Raw genomic sequence first — 20,008 nt, forward strand, 5'->3', positions numbered from 1 at the left:
ATATTTACGCCGGGTCGGCGTTACGCGGATCCGTAGCGGAGCGGGGTGTGGCCGGTTGGGCAGCGCGTGGGGCCTGGTGCAGCGCTGCGGGGCGCCGGCCCGGGGTGGCCGATGGCGTCCGCTGGGCGCCCGAACGTCGGGCTGTCCCCCGTACGCGTACTACGGGGGACAGCCCTTTGGACGTGCGCGTTCACCGGCGGGCGACGCTCACACCGGCGGGTTGCACATCCGCAGGGTGGCCGTCGAGGTGACCGTGGTGCCGCCGACGACGGCAGTCGCCTGGTAGGTGGTGTTGATGATCTGCAGTGGAGTGAGGTTCACCGTGAGGGTGGCGGTGCCGGTCGCGTCGGTCGTCGCCGTCCCCACGGGCACGCCGCCCACGAGGAACTGCACAGGGATGCCTGCGGTCGCAGGCGTCACCGTGGCCTTCAGGGTGGTCGGGAAGAGGGTCGGGTTGGACAGGTTGATCCGCCAGCAGGCGGGGAGGGCCTGGAGCGCCCCCGGAGGTGTCGTCCCGGGCAGCACCACGATGGGGAGCGGAACGGATGCTGTTCCGGTGCAGTTGCAGGCGGTGCCTGCGGGGGTGGCGGTGACGGTGGCGGTGGCTGTGGTGGCTCCGGCGGTGGGGAAGGTGACCGTGGCCGAGGCCAGGCCGGAGGCGTTGGTGGTGGCGGTGCCGAGCGTGCCACTCGGAGTGGTGAAGGTGACCGTAGCGCCGCTGACGGGCGCGCCGTTGCACAGCACCAGGGCCTGGAGAGTGGTGGGCTGACCCGCGGTGACCGCACCGGCCGGAGGCAGAAGCACCACCGTGCACAGGCTCGTGGTGACCGGGACGAAGGCGCACGCGGGGCAGGTCCCGGCAGCCGGTACGAAGGTGGCCGTCACCGACTGACCCGAGGTCAGCAGCACCCCGAGATCGACCGGGGTCACGACGCCGTTGGTCACGGGCGTCGATACCGTTCCTCCGCCGGACAGGGTGTACTGGATCGTGCCGTTGAGTGAGGCGCTGTCACCGCCGCAGGTGAGGGTTGTGCTGGCCTGCGTGGTCGTGCCCGTGGTGGTCAGGGTGGTCGAGATCGTCCCAGGGGGGTGCGGGGGTGACCGTGACCGGAACGACCTCGGCGCCGGTGATGGTGGCGCCGCTCGTGTACACCACGGTGATGGTCTGGGCGCCGGACCCCACGGCCGTGAAGGTGACCGGAGGGGTGGTCCCGTCAGCGGCGACGGTCGCGGACTGGGTCTGGCCGTCGTAGGTGAAGGTGGCGGTGTCTCCGGCGCTGACCCCGGCCGGGGTGGAGGTGACCTGGACCGTGAACGTGCTACAGGCCACAGGCGAGGGGGGAGTGATGGCGACTGGCATGGCGCAGCCCCTTCGAGTCAGGGTGGCGCGGGGCTGCCACTCGCTGTCGGGGTGCCCAAGGGAACGGAGCAGAGAACGTAAAAACGATCTACGTCCTGGCCCCGACAGGGAGATGGGCACCCCACAGTCGGTAGGACCAGTACAGCTACCGTCGGCGACGATTCACCACACCGGGCGCAGGAAACCACCCAATTGGCCTAGCGATCTGGCCGGGAAGGTTCACCGGTTGCCTCGTCATGCCGCCTTGGTGATGGGGCTGCCTATCCAACAAACGCGTGTCTTGCTGCGAGTGCGAGTGCGGGCGCGGGCGCGGGCGCGGCGCCTCCATCGAACGGAGTAGATCATCGCTGCTGCGGCCGGCAGGGCGATCCACGGCTTGCCGCGCAGCAGGGCGATCAGGCAGGCCAACGGAAGCAGCCCGTAGGGCAGGAGCCGTGTCCGCGTTCCGGGACCTTGCGCCCACGGGTACCAGCCGCAAAGGTGGAAGGCGATGGCATGCTGGCCAGGATCGATGTGCGGTGCCCAGTGCCACACTATGCACGTACGGCACCAGCGCCTGACCGCGCGGGCCCGGCCGCCGTCGCCGAACCATCCCGTGGCCGGTGCTGCGACCAGCGCGGCGCCGGTGGCCGGCGCGGATGCTCCGCGGATGAGCGGGCCGATGCGGCGCGACCGGGAGCGCCGTGGCGTTCTCGACATGGGGGTGACTCTTATTCCGGTGGAGACGTACCTGACGAGTTGACGCCTCAACGTCGCCACGGCCCCCGAGAGGTTGCCACCCCCAGCCGCGTCCTGTGATCGTCTACCGCGGATCAGTGCCGGAAGGCGTCCTTGATCTTCGAACCGGACTGCTTGGCGTTGCCCTTCATCTTGCCGCCGCGTCCTTCCGCCTGCATGCGGCGGCTACCGGTGACCCGGCCGAGCGCCTTTTTGGCGCTGCCTCGGACCGCTTCGGCCGTGTGGGCCATCTTCTTCCCGACATTCATGAGTCACTGCCTTCCTATCGATGGGCGGTACGGTGCCCGAACAGATGCGGTCGGCCACGGCGCCGGGTGCCGCGGGCGGACTCGTCGTCCGCGGGCTCGCGTCTGCCAGCCACCTCATCGCGATCCCGGGCGACCGGCGCGGCCTCCCGGCGGGGCCGAGTGAGCCCTTGGCGCGCGGCGTGCCTGCGGCGCACGGCGGCCATCATCAGGCTCAGCCCGAGCAGGGCGGCGGCCCCGATCACGATCCCGGAGAGGAACACCGTTCCGGTGTAGCCGGCGCCGTTGAAACCGAACACAGAGAAGCCTTCGGTGAGCGCGTGCCCACCGCCGAGGTTGCCCAGCACGCCTACCACGCCGATGACAGCCGCCGCGGCCAGGATGATGAGCCCTATGAGCAGCATGTCGCTCTCCTCCTTGCCTTGAGAACCTATGTGTCAAATGAAAGGTTGCGGTCCACGCCCGTCTCGCCGTCGTCCGCGGTTCGACCTCGCAAGGCCCGCATGGCCTCCGTCACCGAAGCCGCCTCCGAAGTCGCCCCCGTTGCGTAGCCGCCTCCGTAGTGAACGGCGTCGTAGTAGCCGGGGGTCATGGACTCGCCCAGGAATGTTTCGAGCAGCAACCCGGGCAGCAGCATCGACCCGTACTCGCCGAAGTACCCACCCGCCCAAGGGCCGTGGGTCGGACCGGCGTCCCAATAGCGGCGCCGTTCGCCGCCGACGGAGACGGCGCGGGCGTCCGGTTCTCGTCCGTCGTCGATGCGCATGGCGTCCGCGGCGCATGCCTGGATCGTCCACCGGCTGCCGCCCTCTCCCGGACGCCGGGCCGCGGCGGATCTCGCTTTGGCCGTCTCGTACGCGTCCAGGGCGCGACCGCAGTAGTCCACCAGGTCCGGCGCGGACGCCGGGTCGGACGGGTCGGAGCCCGTCTGGCTGCGCTTCTCGCCGTAGGCGCTGATGTCCTCTTCGACCGCGCCGCGTACCTGCTCAAAGCCAGCCCGCTCCCGCTTCCGGCGGTGCTTGTGGCCGCGCCGCGTCAGGTACAGGCCGCCTCCGCCGAGCGCGGCCGGGACGGCCAGGAACACCACCGCGCCACCCACTGACGGGCCGCTGGAGCCACGGTCGCCCTCGACTCCGTGGTCGCCCCCGCCGCCGGTCCGCGCCGCCACATCGGCCACGAACCCGTCCAGGACCGCCGGGAGGTCACCGTGGTGCCGGCCGAGGCTGCGCCGCAGCGTGTGGGCGATCTTGCTCACGCTGGTTTCAGCGTGAGCGGTACCCCCGGCCGTGAGGAGTGCCCCCGCCAGAGGGACGAGTACGGCCGACGCGAGTGTGACCGGGCGCCACGGTTTGGTGGTCACGAGGGTCTTTTACCCGCAATCGGGGTGTACCTCACATAACTGTTGATTCTGGTGTGTCCCCCCGACCGGGTGGGGCCACCACCACGGCGCCCGGGCGGCGCCCCGGTCAGCAGGAGGCGAGCACCGCCAGCACCGCCGCCGGGTCGTGGCCCGCCGGTCGGCCCGGCCACCACTGGCCCCGGTCTTTGCGGTACGGCCACCAGCGCCCGTCGCGTCCGTAGCGCACCTGGGCGTCGGTGCCCACCGCCGTCCAGCGGTTGCCCGTGGCGCGTAGCCGGGGCGCCCGCTCGCCTTCCTCCCAGGTGGTGGCGAGCTGTGCGCGGGCGCGGGCCAGGGCCTCCAGCACCGTGAGGGCGGTGGCCCCGCCGTGCTCCCAGGCCCGTACGGCGCGGGCCAGGTCTATGCGGTCGCGCCCGCAGCCCGCCGCGAGCCGGGCGGCGACCTCCGCCGGGGGACCGGCGGCGGTCAGCCGCGGATACTCACCGCGACCTGGTCCGGGCCGAGCCAGCCGGCGAGGCAGCGTTCGATGGGGGCCCGACCCGAGCGGTCGCATCCCCAGTGCCCCCGGGAAGCGCAGATCCCGCCGTGAGCTAGCGCGCGCCCTCGCCTTGTCGGAGCTGGCCCAGCACCACGACCGCTTCCTGCGGTTACTTGATCGCTTCTGGATAACCGAGGAGCCGGGTGTCTCGCTTGATGATCTGCTGAACGGGATGCGGCCGGTCACACTGAGAGAGATCCGTATCCCGGTGCTGGCCTGGTTCCGCTGACCATGCACTTGACGTGGAGCGACCCCGGCAGGTGTAGCGAGCATCGGCGATCGCGAAGGCTCGCCTGAGCCCCTCTACCAGCGCCGGGTCGATGTGGCGGAGCCGCGCCCGTTCGTCACGGTGGAGCAGGCGGGAGGAGCCGGCCGGGTCGATGCGGCGCTGTACCGCCTGGACGCTGGTCAGGGTCCCACCGATCTTCGCCTTCGCGATCGGCGTTGTCGGATGGTCGGCGAAATGCTGCTGCACTTCGTCGAACGAGGAGGTGCCGCGCAGGTCGATGATCCGGCGCAGTACTGCGCGGGCCCCAGGTATCAGCGAGGCGATCATCCGGAAGCGTGCTTGCTCGCTCCAGCCGTCCCCGATGTCGTTGCCGCTCAGGTTCTGCGGGTCGGGGCGAGGGTCGGCAGCTGGTGGTTCCGGCCCATCGGCAAATGTCGAGGTAGACGGGGTGCCGGGTTCGCCGCGCCAGCTGTCGGTGGTACACGGCGGCGAGGCCCGTGTGCCAGGCCGCCGCGTTCCACGGTCGTTCTGCTCGTCTCCGTACGCCCCCGGCTCGCCGGGGGCGTACGGAGACGCCGAGGCGTCACCGCGGTCCCGTGAGCCGGGGGTTCCGGATGTCGCCTACCAGTAGAGGTCAGTTGGGAATGGAATCCCTGTAAGTGGCCGTGAAATACCACAGTTGTTCAGTGGTCGAAAAGTTCCTGACCAGTGCGGCCTCAGTCCACTCCAGTCCGAAGTCATCCCTGAGTCCCAGCCCGGCCGCACGGTTCAAATACGGGGCGATATTCACCAAATGGGTGCCTCCTCCTGACCAGTCGGAGCGAAAGCACCACTTCTGTCGATCCGAGTCGTCGGGCTCTTTGAGGAGGGGCTGGCTGGCGGGAGAGATTTTCGGCTCATCGCTGCCCACGTCCAGACGGAAGGTTTTGCCACCTTGAGTTATCTCAACGTGACCAACCGTCCACTCATCTTCCTCTCCGATTTTCCGCGTCGTCCACCGCTGCGGGTAGTTGTCATAAGTCGCGTAGCGAACGCTGCATATGAGTGCTCCGTCGAAACACCTGCCTCCTTGTACCGTGAGACGGCTCCCATTGAGGCGGTTCACAATCAGGTTCGGCTCACCCTCATACAAACCCATAACTACTCCCTAACTCTCGTCGTTCACCTACTCCGAGGACGTCTGCGCGGAGTACGGGGAGGTAAAACTTCCACCGACACCCGGTTCACTCATACGGATGAAATTATCGAACCACGGTTGCATGATGTCCGTTCCTGCTGTGGCCCACTTGGTCATCGACGCCCGTGCCGCGCCAAGGCGCTGTGGCCAAGGCCGAGAAGCGGTCGGTTGGCGCTCGCGACCCCGGGAAGCCCCCGGGAACTGCTCCGCGTGACGCGGGGCCGGGCGGGCGGATAGCTGTCACCATCGGCCGCCGGGCAGGCCCTGCTGGGGAGGGCTGTCCAGTCGGCGGGCGTCACTCGTCCGCTCATCTGCCGGCCTTTGCTCCCGAGGAGGAGTTTCCGCGCACTGAACAGGTCCTCGCCGCGTTCCGGATGAGGCGGGTCTGATGGACGTCGTGGCTGGAGTTGGGGCCCGGGCATCCCGCGTGGCGCCGTTGTCATCGATAGGGGTGATGCGGGCGTACTCGGCTGCACAGCGCCGGGCGGCATGGGCAGCCTTGCCGCATTCGTATCGTCACCGTGGGGGGAACGTCGACGGCCGGATTTCGTGACGCTCCCTGTCCGCGACTGCGGTGCTGGACGTCGGGGGAATCGACCGCAACGCAGCTGGCCCGCACTCCGGGTGGGAGTGCGGGCCAGCTGCGTCGTGCAGATCAGGCTGCCTTGAGAGCGGCGATGTGCCGGGCGCGTTCCTCCAAGTCGCTGACTCCGGCGACGCTGCGGTAGGCGGGGAGCGCCTTGGGCATCGTCTTCAGGTGCTCGTCGCCCCGGGCTGAGGAGAGAGTCACGTGCTCGTCGAGGAAGGTGTTCCAGGTCTGGCAGGCTGCCTCGATGTGCCGCATGCGGAGCTGTCGTTCGGCGATGACACCGAGGCAGTGCAGGCGGCCTTGCCGCTCCAGGGGGTCCCGCGCCCGGTTCGAACGACGCAGAGACGTGATCGAGCCGGCCTGGTCGCCCAGGTGCCAGCGCACATGCGCCTCGTGGAAGAAGTAAGCGGCCTGGTCGTAGCCGCCGACGGCGTCCCGCCGGTCGTCGGCGCGTGAGAGCGCCGTCTCCGTTTCACGCAACCCGGTCAGGGCGGTGTGCCGGTCTGTGCCGGTCATCGCGGCGGCAGCGGCCTGTTGGCCGCGCAGGAACGCGACCAGGCGCGGGCCTGCGGCGGGCGCGGCCCCAGCCGCCGCGTCGGCCAGTTCGAGGGCCTTCGGCCCGTGCCCAAGGTGGGAGGCTTGCAGGCTCATGCCGCGCAGGGTGCGGCAGTAGGTGACGTGGTCCTCGGCGGCGCCCGCGAGTTCGAGCGCTCGCAGGTAGTACTCCTGGCCCAGGCCCTGTTGGTTTTCGTACATGGCCATCCAGCCCGTGGGGTACACGAAGTCTCGCCCCAGCTACGTGCACAGGCTCGGGGCGGACCGGTGCGCGCCCGGTGACCGGGAGGAAGCCGTCGGCGTGCTGCGGCAGGTCGTCGTCCAACTGCATCGGCTGCGGGCCCGGGTGCTGCCGTAGTCTCCCCGGCGCGTGCTGGCGTACGGCGACCTCAAGCCCGAACACGTCCTCTTCCCCGACGGGCCCGACCAGGCGCCGGTGTTCATCGACCCCGGCCTTCTCCTCACCGGGACGGCGGTCGACGCCGCGAAGCTGATCAGTCGGACCGTGCTGGACCTGGCCGCAGCCCGGCCGGGTCCGGAGACGGGAAAGCACCTGGTGCACGGCATCGACGCCTTCGCAGCGGTACGGATGGGCGGACTGCCGTCAAGGCCCCCGCCGTACCTGGCTCAGGGAGCTGCTGGCGCTGTGGCCGATGGACAGCGTCAACATCCTCACCACCTATCTGTCGGCGCCCGCCGAACTGCCGCTGCCGGCCCAGGGCACGGCCCTGGCCGAGCGCGCGGTCGAGGTGTGCCGGATGGCCGAGCGGATCAGCACCGACCTGGCAGCTGCAAGCGACACCGGGGCCGTGTGGGACAGCGCCCTCGGCCACGCACAGGCGGTCGCCGCGTGACGCCGGCACCGGTGGACACCGTCGGCGTGGTCGGCGCCGGAGCGGTCGGGCAGACGGTCGCCGTGGCGCTGGTGCCCTCCGGCATGACCGCGGCGGCCAACGCTCCCGTCATCCGTACGCTCACGCCCTTCCTGCGCGGCTACGCGGGAACCGTGCTCGTGGTCACCACCCCGTCGACCTGATGACCCGGCTCTTCGCCGAGACCTCCGGCTGCCCTCGGGTGTACCGGCATCGGCTTGCGGAGGTACGCAGCGCACTGCGCACCCGCCCCGGACGGATCAGCAAGGGCGTGGGCCGCACCCGCCGGAGCCGTCCTGTCCGCCCTGCGCAAGGCCCTCGCCCTGGCCGACGGCACCGAGGAACTGACCGCCCGCCACGGCGACGACTGGTGCGGAATTCCGCTGCGGTTCGCCGCAGGCCAACCCGTAGCGTGCCTGCCCGACCTCGACGCGGACGAGGACGCGCAGCTGTCCGCGGCAACCACCAAGCTCCGTACCACCTACCAGGCGTTACGGCTATCCAGACCCACACCGACCCGACTGGAGACGACGTGAGTACGCCCACCGCAACCCGGCTGCATGCCCCGGACGCGAGCGTGACCGTCCTGAGCAACACCCCCTTCGTCACCGACTGGTCCCAGCGGTACTTCGGCCCCTGGTGGAACACGTTCGAGGTCCCCACCCAGAGCCTTCGCACCGGGCCTCTGGCGCACCGTCGACGTCGACGAGCTGCATACACCGACCTGGCCACACAGGTGGCCGCATGCCCCCACGAAGAGGTCACCTACGCCAAGGCCAGGCTGCTCCTCACGCGCGAAACAGCACGGCTGTTTTTAACCTCGATGCCACATGTCAGGGCTGGCATGGCTCTTGTAGGGGCCGAAGGCCCCCTGAGCAATTGGTGACGGTGCATACGGCCAACTGGACCAGTTGCGAATGACGACCCGTAGGCCGCGCCTTCTCCTTGGACTATCGGATCTTGATCCGACAAGACGAGGACACCAACGAAAGAGATCCCAAGTGAAAGCACTACGATTCTCCACCCCCCTGGCGACGGCCGCAGTCGCAGTTCTCCTCACCGCCGGAGGCGCCCACGCTACGGATGCTCCACCCTATCCCGTGACATCCACGACGGAGTCCTGTCCCGTCGTGGATAAGAAAGGCATGGACAGCAGCCACTGTGCTGAGGGCATCGTGATCAACATTGAGAACAACGTGAACACAGGAGGGTCGGACGGCAACCAAGGCTTCACCGGGTGGGAAGTAGTCGGAAGCTTCAATAATCTTGTTGAGCCCGGTGATGCCGCACAGACGATCGTGGAATGCCCAGAGGGCAAGAAGGTCATCGGAGGAGGTTTCTTCGGTAGCACCGGCGCGATCAAAACCATCCGGTCTTTCCCTCAAGGGGCGGAGTTCGAAGCTTGGATCGTCTTCGTCGTAAACGAAGGGATGGGCCTGGGCTCATACGACGCCTACGCGATCTGCGCCAACGTCAACAGCTGACAGGGCCCCGCCCAGGCTGCCCGGAACAAGCGTCAGAGCCCGATTTCTCAACCCTCGCGTCGGCGCCGTCGGTACGCTCAAGGAAGATGACGTCCCAAAGCCGTCTTGGTGACCGCCAAGACGGCTTTGGCCAAAACCCGAACGACAAGTCAGCCTGGAGGACCTGCTGCTCTCTCAGGTGCAGTAGCGGCCCGTCGCTGCTCGCGTTGCTGTCCTCTCGGCCCGGTGTGCTGCCTGAGTGCTGCCGGACCCGTGCAAGGCTCTTGTGCCCGCCGGTGCCGGGCGGATTCGTTTCCCGCTCGTGCGCTGGGTGCTCGCTCCGCGTACGACGTGGCAGGCGCGCCGCCTGGCGGCCGACTTCGGCCGAATCGAGCCGGGTGTCTGCTGGCTGGCTCCTTCCGTCGTTGCGAGTGGTCAGGCTGCGCGCACGGTGGTGCGGCGGGGGATGAGGGTGGGGGCAAAGGTTCGGGATTCGGTGGGTACTCCGGTGATGAGGTCGATGAGCTGGTCGACGGCTGTCGTGGCGATGGCGTCGAAAGGAACGCGGACCGTCGTCAGCGGTACGGGCAGCCGGGCGGCCAGGGGGATGTCGTTGTAGCCCACCACCGATAGGTCGTCGGGGATGCGCAGGCCCGCGCGCTGGACCGCGGAGAGGACGCCGATGGCCGTGTTGTCGTTGACCGCGAAGACCGCTGTCGGCCTCGGGACGAGGTCGAGCAGGTGGCGGCCCGCGTCCTCACCGCTTTCCATGCTGAAGCTGGAGGGCAGGATCACCTGTTCGTCGACAGGGAGCCCGGCTTCCCGTAGCGCGTCCTCGTAGCCGGCGCGGCGGCCCAGTGCGCTCGAGGCGTAGGCGGGGCCGGCGACCAGGGCGATGTGTCGGTGGCCCAGGTCGGTGAGGTGTCGGGTGGCGAGATAGCCGCCCAGGTGGTCGTCGCCGACCGCGGCCGGGCTGCCGCCGTGGGCCCGCAGTGCCAGGACGTGCGCAACACCCTTGTCCGCCAGGTCCTTGCAGAAGCCGCCGTCGGTACGGGCGGTGGTGAGGATCAGACCGTCGACGCGGCGCTGGAGCAGGACGTCGCCGCTCTCGTGTTCGCGGGTGGGGTCGTCGTGGGTGGTGGCGACGAGGGTGTGGTAGCCGCGTTTGAGAGCGGCGGTGGCGATCTCCTCGTAGAGCATGGCCATCACGGTGTCGGTGAGCCGGGGTACCAGCACGCCGATGGTGTTGGTCTGCTGACGGCGGAGGTTGGACGCCACAGGGTTGGGCGCGTAGCCGATGGTGTCGGCGACGTCACGGATCCGAGCGGCGGACGGGCTGCGGTAGAAGCGGTGCTCGCGGTTGAGGGCGCGTGACACCGTGGAGGGGCTGACGCCCGCGGTCCGTGCCACGTCGGCGATGGTCGGCGGTTTGCCCCCGGTGGTCGCAGGCGCGGAGTCCCCGGCCTCGGGCCTGTCCATCGTCCTGGTGTCCCCTCTTCCGGCTGGTCGACACGACAAGCCTACCTACTGTGCAACCCGAAGAGAAAACGATTGCACAACGGGGTGTGCGCGGCTTTCACCGGACGCTTCTGTGCCGCCCGCGGACGACGCCGTGGGCGGCACAGGGCGGTGTGACGATTTCTCAGGGTGACAGTTCCTCCAGAACTCTGCCCTTGGTTTCGATGGCGAAGACCGTGGTGACCAGGCCGCCGACGAGTGCCACGGCGGCGAAGGCAGTGAACACGTAACGGATGCCGAGGTCCGCGACGACCCAGCCCACCATCAGCGGGCCGATGGACGAGCCCGCCCGCAGCCACGCACTGCCGAAGCCGGTGCCGATCGCGCGCAGCCGGGTGGGGTACAGCTCGGCGGAGTAGAGGTACAGGGAGAAGGAGACGGTCTGCAGGATCGCGTACGCGATGGGGGCGAGGACGACGACCTGGGTCGCGGTGGTGGCGCCCAGTGCCGTGAGGACGAGGAGCGGCACGGTGGCGACGAAGAAGGCGACGGCGTACCAGCGTTTGCGGCCGACCTTGTCGATCAGCAGCGCGCAGATGACGGAGGCGACGACGCCCACGCCCGAGGTGATCCAGCCGTAGGCGAGGCTGGTCTCCAGAGGGAGGTGGAAGACCTGCTTGTAGAGGGTGGGCAGCCAGGTCACCAGGCCGTTGTTGATCATGTAGACACACACCCACAGGACCCAGATCATGAGGGTCCGCTTGAGGTAGATGCCTTTGAAGAGCTCGCGCCAGTCCGAGCGGGCCGCGGGCAATGTGTCCACCGGGCGGACGACCGGCTCGGGCAGCGGCAGGCCCTGCTTGGTGGCGTCGGTCTCCAGTTTCCGTACGACGGTGTCGGCTTCCTCGTGGCGGCCCCTGGCGGCGAGCCAGCGGGGGGACTCGGGCATGAGCCAGCGCAGCGGGATGGCCAGGACGGACGGGATGAGGCCGACGATGAACAGGGCCCTCCAGCCGAAGACCGGGACCAGGAAGTAGGCGGCGATCCCGGCGAACATCAGGCCGGCGGGGAAGATGACCTCGTACATGAGGAAGAAACGGCCGCGCTTGCGGGCCCCGATGAACTCGTTGATGTAGGCGCTGGCCACCGGTACCTCGCCTCCGGTGCCGACGCCCTGCACGAATCGGAAGATCATCATGGACGTGCCGCTCCAGGCGAAGAGGCACGCGATGTCCATCGAGACGAACAGCACGATGGTGATGAGCAGGGTGTGCAGGCGACCGATCTTCTCCGCCAGTGCTCCGAAGACGAGTGCGCCGACGAGTTGGCCCAGGTATCCGGCCGAGAGGATCAGGCCGACCTGGGAGGAACTGAGGTTCCACTCGTCCACCAGTTGCGGCATGGCGAACGCGATGGCCAGGACGGTGTAGGCGTCGAAGAAGGTGGCGCTGCCGACGATGACTCGGATCAGGGTCAGGCGGCGTGTGACGGGAAGTCGTTCGAGGCGGGCCACCAGCGCGGCGTTCGCGGCCTTCGCTGCTCCTCCGTCGGCGACAAAGGTTGTCATGTCTGTCGTTCCTCGCCGTTGCGGGGGTGCCGGCCGTGGAGAGCGGTGCGGGCCGGCGGATGGGACACAGGATCGGCAGCTGCTGCTGCCGATCCTGCCAGGCCCGGCGGAGAGACTCCGGCCGGGCGGAGACCACATAGGGTCCTGCGGTCGAGCGGTGGGGAGCGGGCTCAGCCGGGCAGGGGCGGAGCGCCGATCAGATGAGCTGGGCCTGCTTCAGGGCGAACTCGATCTCGGCGGCGGCCCGCTCGCCGAGCGGCTGGAGTGGCTGGCGGACGGTGGCGTCCCTCAGGACCCCGCGGGCCTTCAGGCCGATCTTGAGCGCGACGGTGCCCTCCATGTGGGAGCCGCGGTGGTAGACGGCCTTGGTCACCGGCAGCAACCGGTCGTGGACCTCCCGGGCCTTCGCATAGTCCTTGGCCTTGCCTGCGGCGATGAGGTCGACCAGCGGCTCGGGGGCGAGGCCGCCGTAGCCGACCAGGGCGCCGTCGACGTCGAACATGGTGTGCAGCAGGTACTCGTCGTGGCAGGTGAGGATCTGCAGGTCGGGGAAGTGCTCGCGCAGGACCGGGATCTCCGTGTCCCAGCGGCGCATGTTGCGCACGCCGTTCTTGGTGGCGACGGTGCCCGGCTGGGCGGCGATCTCCAGCTGGGTCTCGAGGTCGTAACTGGCCTTGGTGGCGTCCGGGTACTGGAAGAGGATGTTCTCCAGGCCGGACTCCTCGTGGATGGCTCGGTAGCGCTCCTGCGGCGCACCCTTCTGGAACCCGAAGCGCAGCCAGCCGTGCGAGGGGTAGACCAGCGCGCCGGTCGCCCCGGCGTCCGCCGCCCGCTTCGCCTCGAGGGCCGCGGTCTTCGTGCCCTCGGTGGTGATCCCCGCGATGATCGGCACCCGGCCCTCGACCGCCTCGACAAGGGTGCGGATGAGCGCGACCTGCTCCTCGGGCGTCAGGTACGTACCTTCGCCAGCATGACCCAGGCACACCAGCCCCTTCACGCCCTGCACGGAGACCAGCCAGCGCGCGAGATCGGCGTTGGCCGCGTGGTCGACCTCGCCGTCGGCAGTGAATGCGGTGACGGGGGCGGGGACGAGGCCGCGCAGATCCATGGGTTTCATGACACACACTCCTTGTGCAATCGATGGCGGAATCGATTGCACAACCGTCGTCGGCTGCACGTCAAGGGGTTGGGCACCGGAAAATGGCGCGGTGGCAGGTGTAGGCGACCGTCGCGGAAGGCCATGTCAACCGGATCACCAAAGGCTCAAGCGCCAGACATTTGGGCGCGCAGGATTGAACTCCGCCGCAAACGAGTCCTGTTGGCGCAACTCATTGCCACCGGGCGCCCGGCGCGCGGCCTTCGACACCGTCGCGTACAGCCGCATCTCCGCCGTCCCGCGCCCCTTCCGCGCCCCGGAGGCCGCCGAGGTCGAGGAGGAATAGGCCTGACGGCCGGGTAGTTGCGATCGGCATGACCAACATCAACAAAACCGTCGTCATCCTGGGCGCCACGGGACAGCAGGGAGGATCGGTCGCCGCGGCGCTGCGGGCCGACGGCTGGGCGGTTCGCGCGGTCGTGCGCGATCCGTCCGGCCACCGGGCCCGGTCCCTCTCCGCCACCGGCGTCGAGACCGTTCGCGGTGACCTCGGCGATCCGGAGTCGCTCCGCGCGGCGTTCTTAGACGCCCATGGCGTCTTCAGCGTCCAGCCGAGCTCAGGCCAGGCCGGCGCCGACGTGACCGACGAGGACGAGGTCCGCTTCGGCACGACGGTGGCCGAGATCGCCGAGCGCTGCGGCGTCGCCCACCTCGTCTACAGCTCGACGGTCGCTGCGGGGCCGACACCGACGGGCATCGGCCACCTCGACACCAAGAGCCGTGTCGAGGCCCATGTCCGGAATCTGGACATCGCCAGCACCATCATTCGGCCGGCCACGTTCATGGAGATCCTGATGCTCCCCGGAATGGGCCTCGACCGGGGACACTTGTCCTTCCTGATGCGACCCGACCAAGCCATGCAGTTCATCGCGGTACGCGATATCGGCCGGATCGTCGCCGCGGTCTTCGGCTCACCCGATCGCTACGCCGGCCGCACCGTGGAGATCGCCGGTGACGCTCTCACCGGCAAGGCGCTGGCCGAGCACCTGACCCAGGCCGCTGGTCGGCCGATCAGCTACAGCCGCCTGCCCGCGACGCTGCTGGCGCAGGATGAGGTCCTCGGCAAATCGGCAGCACTCGTCGACAACGGCAGGCTGGTGGGCAACGCGAACCTCGACGCGTTGCGCGCGGAGTTCCCCTTCCTGCTGCGCTTCGACCGCTGGCTGGCGGGCCCTGGTGCGGGCCTCCTCGAGGAGGCGCTGCGTCCCGCGGGCACGGGCATCGCTCTGCGCTGAACGAGGCCCTGTGTGCGACGCCGGCCGCAGGTTCACGGCCCTGTCCGGTGGCGAGCGTCAACGTATGCTGCTGGCAGGGGTGTTCGCTCAGGACCCGGACGTTTTGGTGCTGGACGAGCCGACCAACCACCTCGACATCCGCCACCAGGTCGAGCTGCTCACCCTGCTGCGTGCCCAGCGCCGCACGACACTGGTGTCGCTGCACGACCTGAACGCGGCCGCGTCCGTCTGCGACCGGCTGCACGTGCTGCACGGCGGTGCCGTGGTCGCCTCCGGCCGGCCGCGTGACGTCCTCATGGCCGAGCTGATGGCCGAGGTGTTCGGCGTGCGGGCGGCAGTGGTCGACCACCCGCTGGCGGGCGACCCGCTGATCGCCTTCGACCACCGGGGCCCGGCAGGCGCCGAGGCGGCTGTGGTGTGGGGGACACACACCCCTGTATGACGAGGGGCTGGGCGGGAGCGCGCTCCTACCTCGCCCGGTGACGGCGCCGCAGTCGAGACACCGCGTTCGAGCGGCCATTCGGCGCCCAAAAATGACGATGGGGGGTGAAAGAGCGACACAGTACGGTTCCGGCTCGGAACGGCCCGAACGCATACCGGTGGGGGAGGACCGCTGGATGCTGGTGGCCGCGGCGGGTCCGCCGCCGGCTGGGCGCATTTCGGGGGCCACCGGCCCGGCAAGCCCGCCCGCCACGTAGGACAGCGCGAACAGGACACCCAGCAGGACGACGAATCCGAGGACTGGCCCGGCAGACCGAAGGCGTCCGGAGATGTTGAGGAGAGGCGGCCGATTCCGGTCGGCAGGAGAAAAGGTCATCGCCGCTCCAGTACGCCGGGAGAGACGAGAAGGCGGGACATATATCCGCGCGGCCTGGTAATGGTGGCATGACCCGCCGGTCGTGACGGACACACGCGCTTCCGGGTCTGCTGTGAGGTTTTCTCTTCCGTCGTTCCGGAACTCCCGCCGGTTCCGTCACGACTATCTCAGAGGGCGGTTCGTGATTTTTTGAGTGGTTCTGCTGTCACCTGATGGTGTGGGTGCGGGCGGAATCTGCCGGTTCGCAGTCGCTGATCTGTTGATGTGATCGGGTGAGTGAACGCAAGCCGTACCCGAGTGACTTGTCGGACGAGCAGTGGTCGTTGATCGAGCCGGTGATCACCGCGGCGCGTACTCGATGCGGGAGATCGTGAACGCGATCCTTTACCAGGGCCGGACCGGCTGCCAGTGGACTTATTTCCCCCATGACCTGCCGCAGAAGAGCGCGACGTACTACTACTTCGCCGCGTGGCGGGACGACGGGACCGACCAGGTCATTCATGAACTCCTGCGATGCCAGGTGAGGGAGAGGTCCCGCCGATTAGAGGATCCGACTCTGGTGGTGCTGGACACGCAGAGCGTCCACGCGGCCGCCGGGGTCCCCCGCCTCCACGACGGGCAAGGATCCGGCGAAGCGGGTGCCGTGCCGCAAGCGGGGGCTGGCCGTGGACGTGCTCGGGCTGGTCATCGCAGTCGTCGTCCTCGCCGCGAGCACGCATGACAACGCCGCGGGCATCGCTCTGCTGGACCAGGTGTTCGAGAACGCCGGTGGCACCGTCGAGAAGGTGCTGGTCGACCAGGGCTTCAAGAACCAGTTCGCCGCGCATGGCGCCGGTCTGGGCATCGATGTCGAGGTCGTCGCGCGGAACCCGCAGGAGACGGGGTTCGTGCCGCAGCCGAAGCGGTGGAGGGTCGAGCAGACCTACGGGATCCTGAGGCTGCAACGGCGCCTGGTCCGCGATTACGAGCACCGGCTGGCCTCCTCGATCTCCCGCGTCTACTGGGCGATGACCCACGTCATGGTCCGCCGCCTCACCGGCGCGAACGCCACCACCTGGCGCGAACCGCAAGCGGTGACCGCGTGAACATCCAGCCCCCTGCTCGACGCGCTCGACATCCAGGAGAACGCCGCCCGGGCCCTGGCCGACGACCTCCGCACGCAGATCGGTGAACTGCAGGACCGGCTGCGGGAGGTTGAGACCCGCCTCGATCATCTGGCGATCACCCGGAAGACCGTCACCGGCCTTACCGACCGGCTCCCGGCCGGCCCGCCGGACCTGCCAGAGCACCCGGACTATCCCCGCATCCTCGCCGTGTTCAACGAGGCGACCGGACCGCTGTGGGCCTCACGACCAGCGATCCATGCCCCACCCTCACCGGGAACGGACATCAACTCATGAACCGCCCTCTAAGGTCGGCAAGCTGGAGAGCGAGCTCGCCCGCGCCAGGCAGGTACTGCGGCAGGTGAGGAACGGCAAGCCCGCCGCCCCGGGCCCGGCCGCGCCGGCCCCGATCGCCAAGCGGCGGACCAAGGAGGAGCTCGCGGCCATCCGCACGTGGGCCCGCGCCAACGGTCACCAGGTCGCCGATCGCGGGCTGCCCGCCCGTGCGGTGCTGGACGCCTACGACGCCGCCCACCGCACCACGGAGATGGCTGAGGCAAGCTGACATGTCCAGGCGCCGGGCCGAACGGCGAGGGCTGCGCTTGTGGCCCGTCGGTACCGTCCTGCGCTGTCCTTCGCCACCGCGAGCGCTGTGGCAGCCGGCCGGGGCCGGTGCCCTGGCGGTGGTCCACCGCCGCCAGCGGGTCGATGAGGACCACGCCTCAGCATCGCCTGCACATCGGGAGGGGCGTGCGGAACAGGACCTGCCACGGAAGGCACCTCGCCGCGCGGCCGGTCCCACCGCCTGGTTGCACGGCTTTCGCCGCCTGCGGATCCGTGGGGAGTGACGCGATGACATCTACGAAGCCTTCCTCCGGCCTCGCCTCGCCGCCTGCCTGCTCACCCACCGCCCCGTACAGCGCCTTTGTCAGCGGGAGGGCTTCGATCGGGATGGGACGGTGAAGGTCCTGGCCGAGGCGGTTCTGTCGACTAGTCTAGTCGGCCAGGACTTTCACCGTTTCATTCTGTATGTGGTGCTGATTTCAGCCCTGCTATGGGGTAGGGAGGGATCCAGTGTCACAGTCCGTGGTTATTTGCCCACTCATGTTAGACGTTGCCTCCCAGGTTCAGCCAACAGCGGATGGCTCCCCCGTCGTATATCACGACGTAGTCGGTCTTCCCGTCGCCACTGATGTCGCGGAACGTGGACTTGTCAGCTGGGTAACCCGTCGCGTTGACGAAGTTCTCCTTCTTCGTGAAGCGGCCGGGGGCCGCGGGGTTGTTGCGGTCCCAGTTGTTGATGTAGGCGTCGACCGACCCATCGCTTTGCACCATGAGGTAGTCCGCCTTGCGGTCACCGTTGACGTCGGCGAGACGTAGATAGTGCCGGGATCCGCCGGAGACGCCAGGGGCCCAGTTCAAGTACTCTTCCCGTTCCCCATTGGGACCGCTCCAGCGGTATGCATGGATCGCGCCGCTTTCACCCACTCGCAGAAGATCGTCATGACCGTCACCATCGATGTCAGCGAAGCGGATGGAATCGCTGGGGATCCCACCGTAGTCCAGGCCGTAATACCGCTGGTGCGCCCACCTGATGACCCCGTCAACGACGCCCTCGTTCCTGGACCAGCGGACATGGTGGACCGGCCCGCTCGTTAACTCTCCCGACTCGTCCAGCAGGAACACGCGGTCGTCTCGGCCGTCGCCGTCGACGTCGGCGAACCGGTCCGTTCGCTGGAGCGGGGGGATATCGGCTGCGGTGGCGTAGTTCACCTCGACCCAGTTCGGCTGGCCCGGTTCTCCGGGCATGTTGAGGGCAGCCCGCGCCGTTTCCCGACTGTCGGACAGACGTACGTAGTCGGCCCGGTTGTCCCCATTGAGCTCGACCAGGTCGGTCTTGCCCTCCGGAGACTCCATGCCGGGCGCGATCGTTCCAAGGGCCCGCCAGCCCGGACCGGCTTTGCTCCCTACCGGGCACTCCTGTCCGTTGCCCGGGACGGGTTCCTTGATCCAGCCACGGGTGGCCGCTCTCCAGATCTCGTTGTAGAAGACGTCTGCCATTTTCCGGTAGCCGTTGTCATTGGGGTGCGAGCCGTCGACGTCAGCGGTGGTCACCATGCTCATGTCCGCCAGCAAGACATGCTTGCCTTGATCCTGCCGATCCTTCACCACGCCAGGGACCCGCGCGTTGTATGCGTCGATCCTGGGCTGCATGCCGTCCTTGGTGGAGGGAATGAGGGTGGCGACGAGGATGACCGCCTCCGGTGCGTCCTCGAGAATCTGATCGATCAGCTTGCCGAGCCGGTCCGGCGCGGTTGCCAGTTCCTCCTGCTGGTTCATGTCGTTCGTCCCGGCGTGCAGCGTCACAACGTTGGGCCGGTACGAGGGCACCGTACAGTCCACCCGGTTCCTGATCTCGTCAATCAGTTCACCGGAAACTCCGTCATGGTCAGGGTCGGCGACGCTGCCCGACCGCTGGTCGCCCACAAAATCTCTCTTCCATATCTTTCCGTCGATGTTGATCGACCCTAGCTCGCCGTTTTCGAGCGCCGACGGTGTCAGATCATTCCAAAGCGGAAGCCGGTAACCGCTTTTGTGGCTGCTGTTCTCGCCGACAGCGATCGAATCACCCGCGGGATCCACCACGATGTTGCCGCCGAGCAGTGGCTGCTCCACCTCGCCCCGGGCCTGCAGTCCACCGATCTGCACGGGAAAGTGATCCGAGCCGGCACCATGGAGTCGATACGCCCGGTGATCGATGATTTCGTCAGAAGATATTGCGTAATCCAACTCGCCCCCGCTCTGGTGAGTGGCCCGCCGAGTGTGATAAAAGTACCCCTCCACCTCTGGGTCGCCGGAAGCGTGTGCCAGATTGCCCGGGGTGCGGTTGAAGTCACCAGCCACCATCCAGTTGTAGACGACCCCAGCGGCCCGCCCCCAAGCTGTGACCTGATTGGCGATCTCCCGGACCATGTGCGGAGAGTCCGTACCACAGCGGGACAAACCGTGGAAGCTGAAGTACCAGTGGGCACCGAACCGCACGCCCAGTGCTGTACGACCTCTAGCACGCGGGTTCACGACCACCGCGACATCATCCGGTTCGTCATGGGTCACTATGGCGGTGTTGACCCGGCCGCCCGTGCCGCGACCGCCATTGTCATCGGTCTGCACAAAGTAAACGTGATAGGGATTCGGCTGCCTGGTGCTGCTTTCCGGCGCCCAATAGGTGTGCGTGACACTGTGACCTCCGATGACCTGGACGTCAGGGTCCGGAAAATCTTCCCGAGGAGTAGACGGTGGGCTGGCGCCAACCTCCTGCAGCATCATGATCTGAACCTGCTGCATGTATCTTCTGACTGTGGTTTGCCACTTTCCGCCGCTCCCGTCGCCAGCATTCTCCCCCTGCATATTCCAGGTGATGAATGGTGTCGACGAGAAGGGGAGGTTGACGGCGTACCCGGGGGTCGGGGCCGGTTCGGCGATCACCAACAATGTCGCGCCGATCACTACCGCCAGGACCGAGCCAAGCAGGCGCTTGAACCCCCG

The 20,008-nt window shown here is 68.3% G+C and carries 19 protein-coding genes and 5 pseudogenes; 10 read left to right on the plus strand and 14 right to left on the minus strand.

Features of this window, described 5'->3' with window-relative positions; translation table 11 throughout:
* Nucleotides 1-207: 207 nt before the first annotated feature.
* The 10 genes and pseudogenes from HYQ63_RS41875 to HYQ63_RS41915 form a co-directional block, all read right to left on the minus strand.
* The gene (locus tag HYQ63_RS41875) at nt 208-945 is read right to left on the minus strand and encodes a hypothetical protein (protein WP_179939263.1); all 738 of its coding nucleotides are present in this window, start codon (nt 943-945) and stop codon (nt 208-210) included.
* A 64-nt stretch (nt 946-1,009) separates the two neighbouring features.
* Nucleotides 1,010-1,360 carry a hypothetical protein gene (locus HYQ63_RS41880; RefSeq protein WP_179939264.1) on the minus strand — a complete coding sequence of 117 codons (351 nt, stop codon included), beginning with the start codon at nt 1,358-1,360 and terminating at the stop codon, nt 1,010-1,012.
* A 333-nt stretch (nt 1,361-1,693) separates the two neighbouring features.
* Nucleotides 1,694-1,894, minus strand: a pseudogene (locus HYQ63_RS46225) (hypothetical protein); the annotation flags it as partial.
* A 278-nt stretch (nt 1,895-2,172) separates the two neighbouring features.
* Nucleotides 2,173-2,346, minus strand: coding sequence for a CsbD family protein (locus HYQ63_RS41885; RefSeq protein ID WP_179939265.1), 174 nt, complete (start codon nt 2,344-2,346; stop codon nt 2,173-2,175).
* A gap of 14 nt (nt 2,347-2,360) precedes the next feature.
* Nucleotides 2,361-2,747, minus strand: a complete 387-nt coding sequence (locus tag HYQ63_RS41890) for a hypothetical protein (protein ID WP_179939266.1) — start codon at nt 2,745-2,747, stop codon at nt 2,361-2,363.
* 26 nt (nt 2,748-2,773) lie between these two features.
* A complete protein-coding gene (locus HYQ63_RS41895; RefSeq protein ID WP_179939267.1) occupies nt 2,774-3,598 on the minus strand; it encodes a hypothetical protein in 825 nt (274 codons plus the stop codon).
* Between the two features lie 211 nt (nt 3,599-3,809).
* Nucleotides 3,810-4,175 (minus strand): annotated as a pseudogene (locus HYQ63_RS41900) (SWF or SNF family helicase); the annotation flags it as partial.
* Nucleotides 4,176-4,350: 175 nt separating this feature from the next.
* The gene (locus HYQ63_RS45400; RefSeq protein WP_257232502.1) at nt 4,351-4,797 is read right to left on the minus strand and encodes a hypothetical protein; all 447 of its coding nucleotides are present in this window, start codon (nt 4,795-4,797) and stop codon (nt 4,351-4,353) included.
* 307 nt (nt 4,798-5,104) lie between these two features.
* Entirely contained in the window at nt 5,105-5,608 is a 504-nt protein-coding gene (locus HYQ63_RS41910; RefSeq protein ID WP_179939268.1) for a hypothetical protein, read from the minus strand.
* 694 nt (nt 5,609-6,302) lie between these two features.
* Nucleotides 6,303-7,022 (minus strand): annotated as a pseudogene (locus HYQ63_RS41915) (hypothetical protein); the annotation flags it as partial.
* On the opposite strand from HYQ63_RS41915, the gene HYQ63_RS45405 reads away from it, so the two are divergent.
* The 5 genes from HYQ63_RS45405 to HYQ63_RS41930 all read left to right on the plus strand — a co-directional run bounded on the left by HYQ63_RS45405 (nt 6,991) and on the right by HYQ63_RS41930 (nt 9,147).
* Nucleotides 6,991-7,149, plus strand: a complete 159-nt coding sequence (locus tag HYQ63_RS45405; protein WP_257232719.1) for a hypothetical protein — start codon at nt 6,991-6,993, stop codon at nt 7,147-7,149. The pseudogene HYQ63_RS41915 and the gene HYQ63_RS45405 overlap by 32 nt on opposite strands.
* 295 nt (nt 7,150-7,444) lie before the next feature.
* A complete protein-coding gene (locus HYQ63_RS45410) occupies nt 7,445-7,645 on the plus strand; it encodes a hypothetical protein (protein ID WP_257232503.1) in 201 nt (66 codons plus the stop codon).
* Nucleotides 7,642-7,827 (plus strand): hypothetical protein, encoded by a 186-nt coding sequence (locus HYQ63_RS45415; protein ID WP_257232504.1) that lies wholly within the window; start codon nt 7,642-7,644, stop codon nt 7,825-7,827. The genes HYQ63_RS45410 and HYQ63_RS45415 overlap by 4 nt, the downstream gene beginning before the upstream one ends.
* A gap of 54 nt (nt 7,828-7,881) precedes the next feature.
* Nucleotides 7,882-8,199, plus strand: a complete 318-nt coding sequence (locus tag HYQ63_RS45420) for a hypothetical protein (RefSeq protein ID WP_257232505.1) — start codon at nt 7,882-7,884, stop codon at nt 8,197-8,199.
* A 594-nt stretch (nt 8,200-8,793) separates the two neighbouring features.
* On the plus strand, nt 8,794-9,147 hold the full coding sequence (locus HYQ63_RS41930; RefSeq protein WP_179939269.1) for a hypothetical protein: 354 nt from the start codon (nt 8,794-8,796) through the stop codon (nt 9,145-9,147).
* A 414-nt stretch (nt 9,148-9,561) separates the two neighbouring features.
* On the opposite strand, the gene HYQ63_RS41935 is transcribed toward HYQ63_RS41930, so the two are convergent.
* The 3 genes from HYQ63_RS41935 to HYQ63_RS41945 all read right to left on the minus strand — a co-directional run bounded on the left by HYQ63_RS41935 (nt 9,562) and on the right by HYQ63_RS41945 (nt 13,268).
* Nucleotides 9,562-10,605 carry a LacI family DNA-binding transcriptional regulator gene (locus HYQ63_RS41935; protein ID WP_179939270.1) on the minus strand — a complete coding sequence of 348 codons (1,044 nt, stop codon included), beginning with the start codon at nt 10,603-10,605 and terminating at the stop codon, nt 9,562-9,564.
* Between the two features lie 163 nt (nt 10,606-10,768).
* A complete protein-coding gene (locus HYQ63_RS41940; RefSeq protein ID WP_179939271.1) occupies nt 10,769-12,151 on the minus strand; it encodes an MFS transporter in 1,383 nt (460 codons plus the stop codon).
* Between the two features lie 196 nt (nt 12,152-12,347).
* Nucleotides 12,348-13,268 (minus strand): dihydrodipicolinate synthase family protein, encoded by a 921-nt coding sequence (locus HYQ63_RS41945; protein WP_179939272.1) that lies wholly within the window; start codon nt 13,266-13,268, stop codon nt 12,348-12,350.
* A gap of 175 nt (nt 13,269-13,443) precedes the next feature.
* On the opposite strand from HYQ63_RS41945, the gene HYQ63_RS41950 reads away from it, so the two are divergent.
* The 5 genes and pseudogenes from HYQ63_RS41950 (at nt 13,444) to HYQ63_RS41970 (ending at nt 17,027) form a co-directional block, all read left to right on the plus strand.
* Complete coding sequence (locus HYQ63_RS41950) at nt 13,444-13,593, plus strand: hypothetical protein (protein WP_179939273.1); 150 nt, start codon at nt 13,444-13,446, stop codon at nt 13,591-13,593.
* A gap of 28 nt (nt 13,594-13,621) precedes the next feature.
* The gene (locus tag HYQ63_RS41955) at nt 13,622-14,542 is read left to right on the plus strand and encodes an NmrA/HSCARG family protein (RefSeq protein ID WP_179939274.1); all 921 of its coding nucleotides are present in this window, start codon (nt 13,622-13,624) and stop codon (nt 14,540-14,542) included.
* Nucleotides 14,543-14,561: 19 nt separating this feature from the next.
* Nucleotides 14,562-14,984 (plus strand): annotated as a pseudogene (locus tag HYQ63_RS41960) (ABC transporter ATP-binding protein); the annotation flags it as partial.
* Nucleotides 14,985-15,631: 647 nt separating this feature from the next.
* Nucleotides 15,632-16,444: pseudogene (locus HYQ63_RS41965) on the plus strand (IS5 family transposase).
* A 277-nt stretch (nt 16,445-16,721) separates the two neighbouring features.
* The gene (locus HYQ63_RS41970; RefSeq protein WP_179939275.1) at nt 16,722-17,027 is read left to right on the plus strand and encodes a histone-like nucleoid-structuring protein Lsr2; all 306 of its coding nucleotides are present in this window, start codon (nt 16,722-16,724) and stop codon (nt 17,025-17,027) included.
* Nucleotides 17,028-17,569: 542 nt separating this feature from the next.
* Here the strand turns inward: HYQ63_RS41970 and HYQ63_RS41975 are convergent.
* The gene (locus HYQ63_RS41975) at nt 17,570-19,969 is read right to left on the minus strand and encodes an FG-GAP-like repeat-containing protein (protein ID WP_179939276.1); all 2,400 of its coding nucleotides are present in this window, start codon (nt 19,967-19,969) and stop codon (nt 17,570-17,572) included.
* Nucleotides 19,970-20,008: the final 39 nt, after the last annotated feature.

Origin of the sequence: Streptomyces sp. Rer75, assembly GCF_013414305.1 — a bacterium.
GTDB classification, from domain to species: domain Bacteria; phylum Actinomycetota; class Actinomycetes; order Streptomycetales; family Streptomycetaceae; genus Streptomyces; species Streptomyces himastatinicus.

Bases quoted from the DNA above. Each gene is read 5' to 3' on its own strand.
- HYQ63_RS41880 (WP_179939264.1), bottom strand. From the start codon at position 1,360: ATGCCAGTCGCCATCACTCCCCCCTCGCCTGTGGCCTGTAGCACGTTC.
- HYQ63_RS41885 (WP_179939265.1), bottom strand. From the start codon at position 2,346: ATGAATGTCGGGAAGAAGATGGCCCACACGGCCGAAGCGGTCCGAGGC.
- HYQ63_RS41890 (WP_179939266.1), bottom strand. From the start codon at position 2,747: ATGCTGCTCATAGGGCTCATCATCCTGGCCGCGGCGGCTGTCATCGGC.
- HYQ63_RS45400 (WP_257232502.1), bottom strand. From the start codon at position 4,797: ATGATCGCCTCGCTGATACCTGGGGCCCGCGCAGTACTGCGCCGGATC.
- HYQ63_RS41910 (WP_179939268.1), bottom strand. From the start codon at position 5,608: ATGGGTTTGTATGAGGGTGAGCCGAACCTGATTGTGAACCGCCTCAAT.
- HYQ63_RS45405 (WP_257232719.1), top strand. From the start codon at position 6,991: ATGGCCATCCAGCCCGTGGGGTACACGAAGTCTCGCCCCAGCTACGTG.
- HYQ63_RS45410 (WP_257232503.1), top strand. From the start codon at position 7,445: ATGGACAGCGTCAACATCCTCACCACCTATCTGTCGGCGCCCGCCGAA.
- HYQ63_RS41935 (WP_179939270.1), bottom strand. From the start codon at position 10,605: ATGGACAGGCCCGAGGCCGGGGACTCCGCGCCTGCGACCACCGGGGGC.
- HYQ63_RS41940 (WP_179939271.1), bottom strand. From the start codon at position 12,151: ATGACAACCTTTGTCGCCGACGGAGGAGCAGCGAAGGCCGCGAACGCC.
- HYQ63_RS41945 (WP_179939272.1), bottom strand. From the start codon at position 13,268: ATGAAACCCATGGATCTGCGCGGCCTCGTCCCCGCCCCCGTCACCGCA.
- HYQ63_RS41955 (WP_179939274.1), top strand. From the start codon at position 13,622: ATGACCAACATCAACAAAACCGTCGTCATCCTGGGCGCCACGGGACAG.
- HYQ63_RS41970 (WP_179939275.1), top strand. From the start codon at position 16,722: ATGCCCCACCCTCACCGGGAACGGACATCAACTCATGAACCGCCCTCT.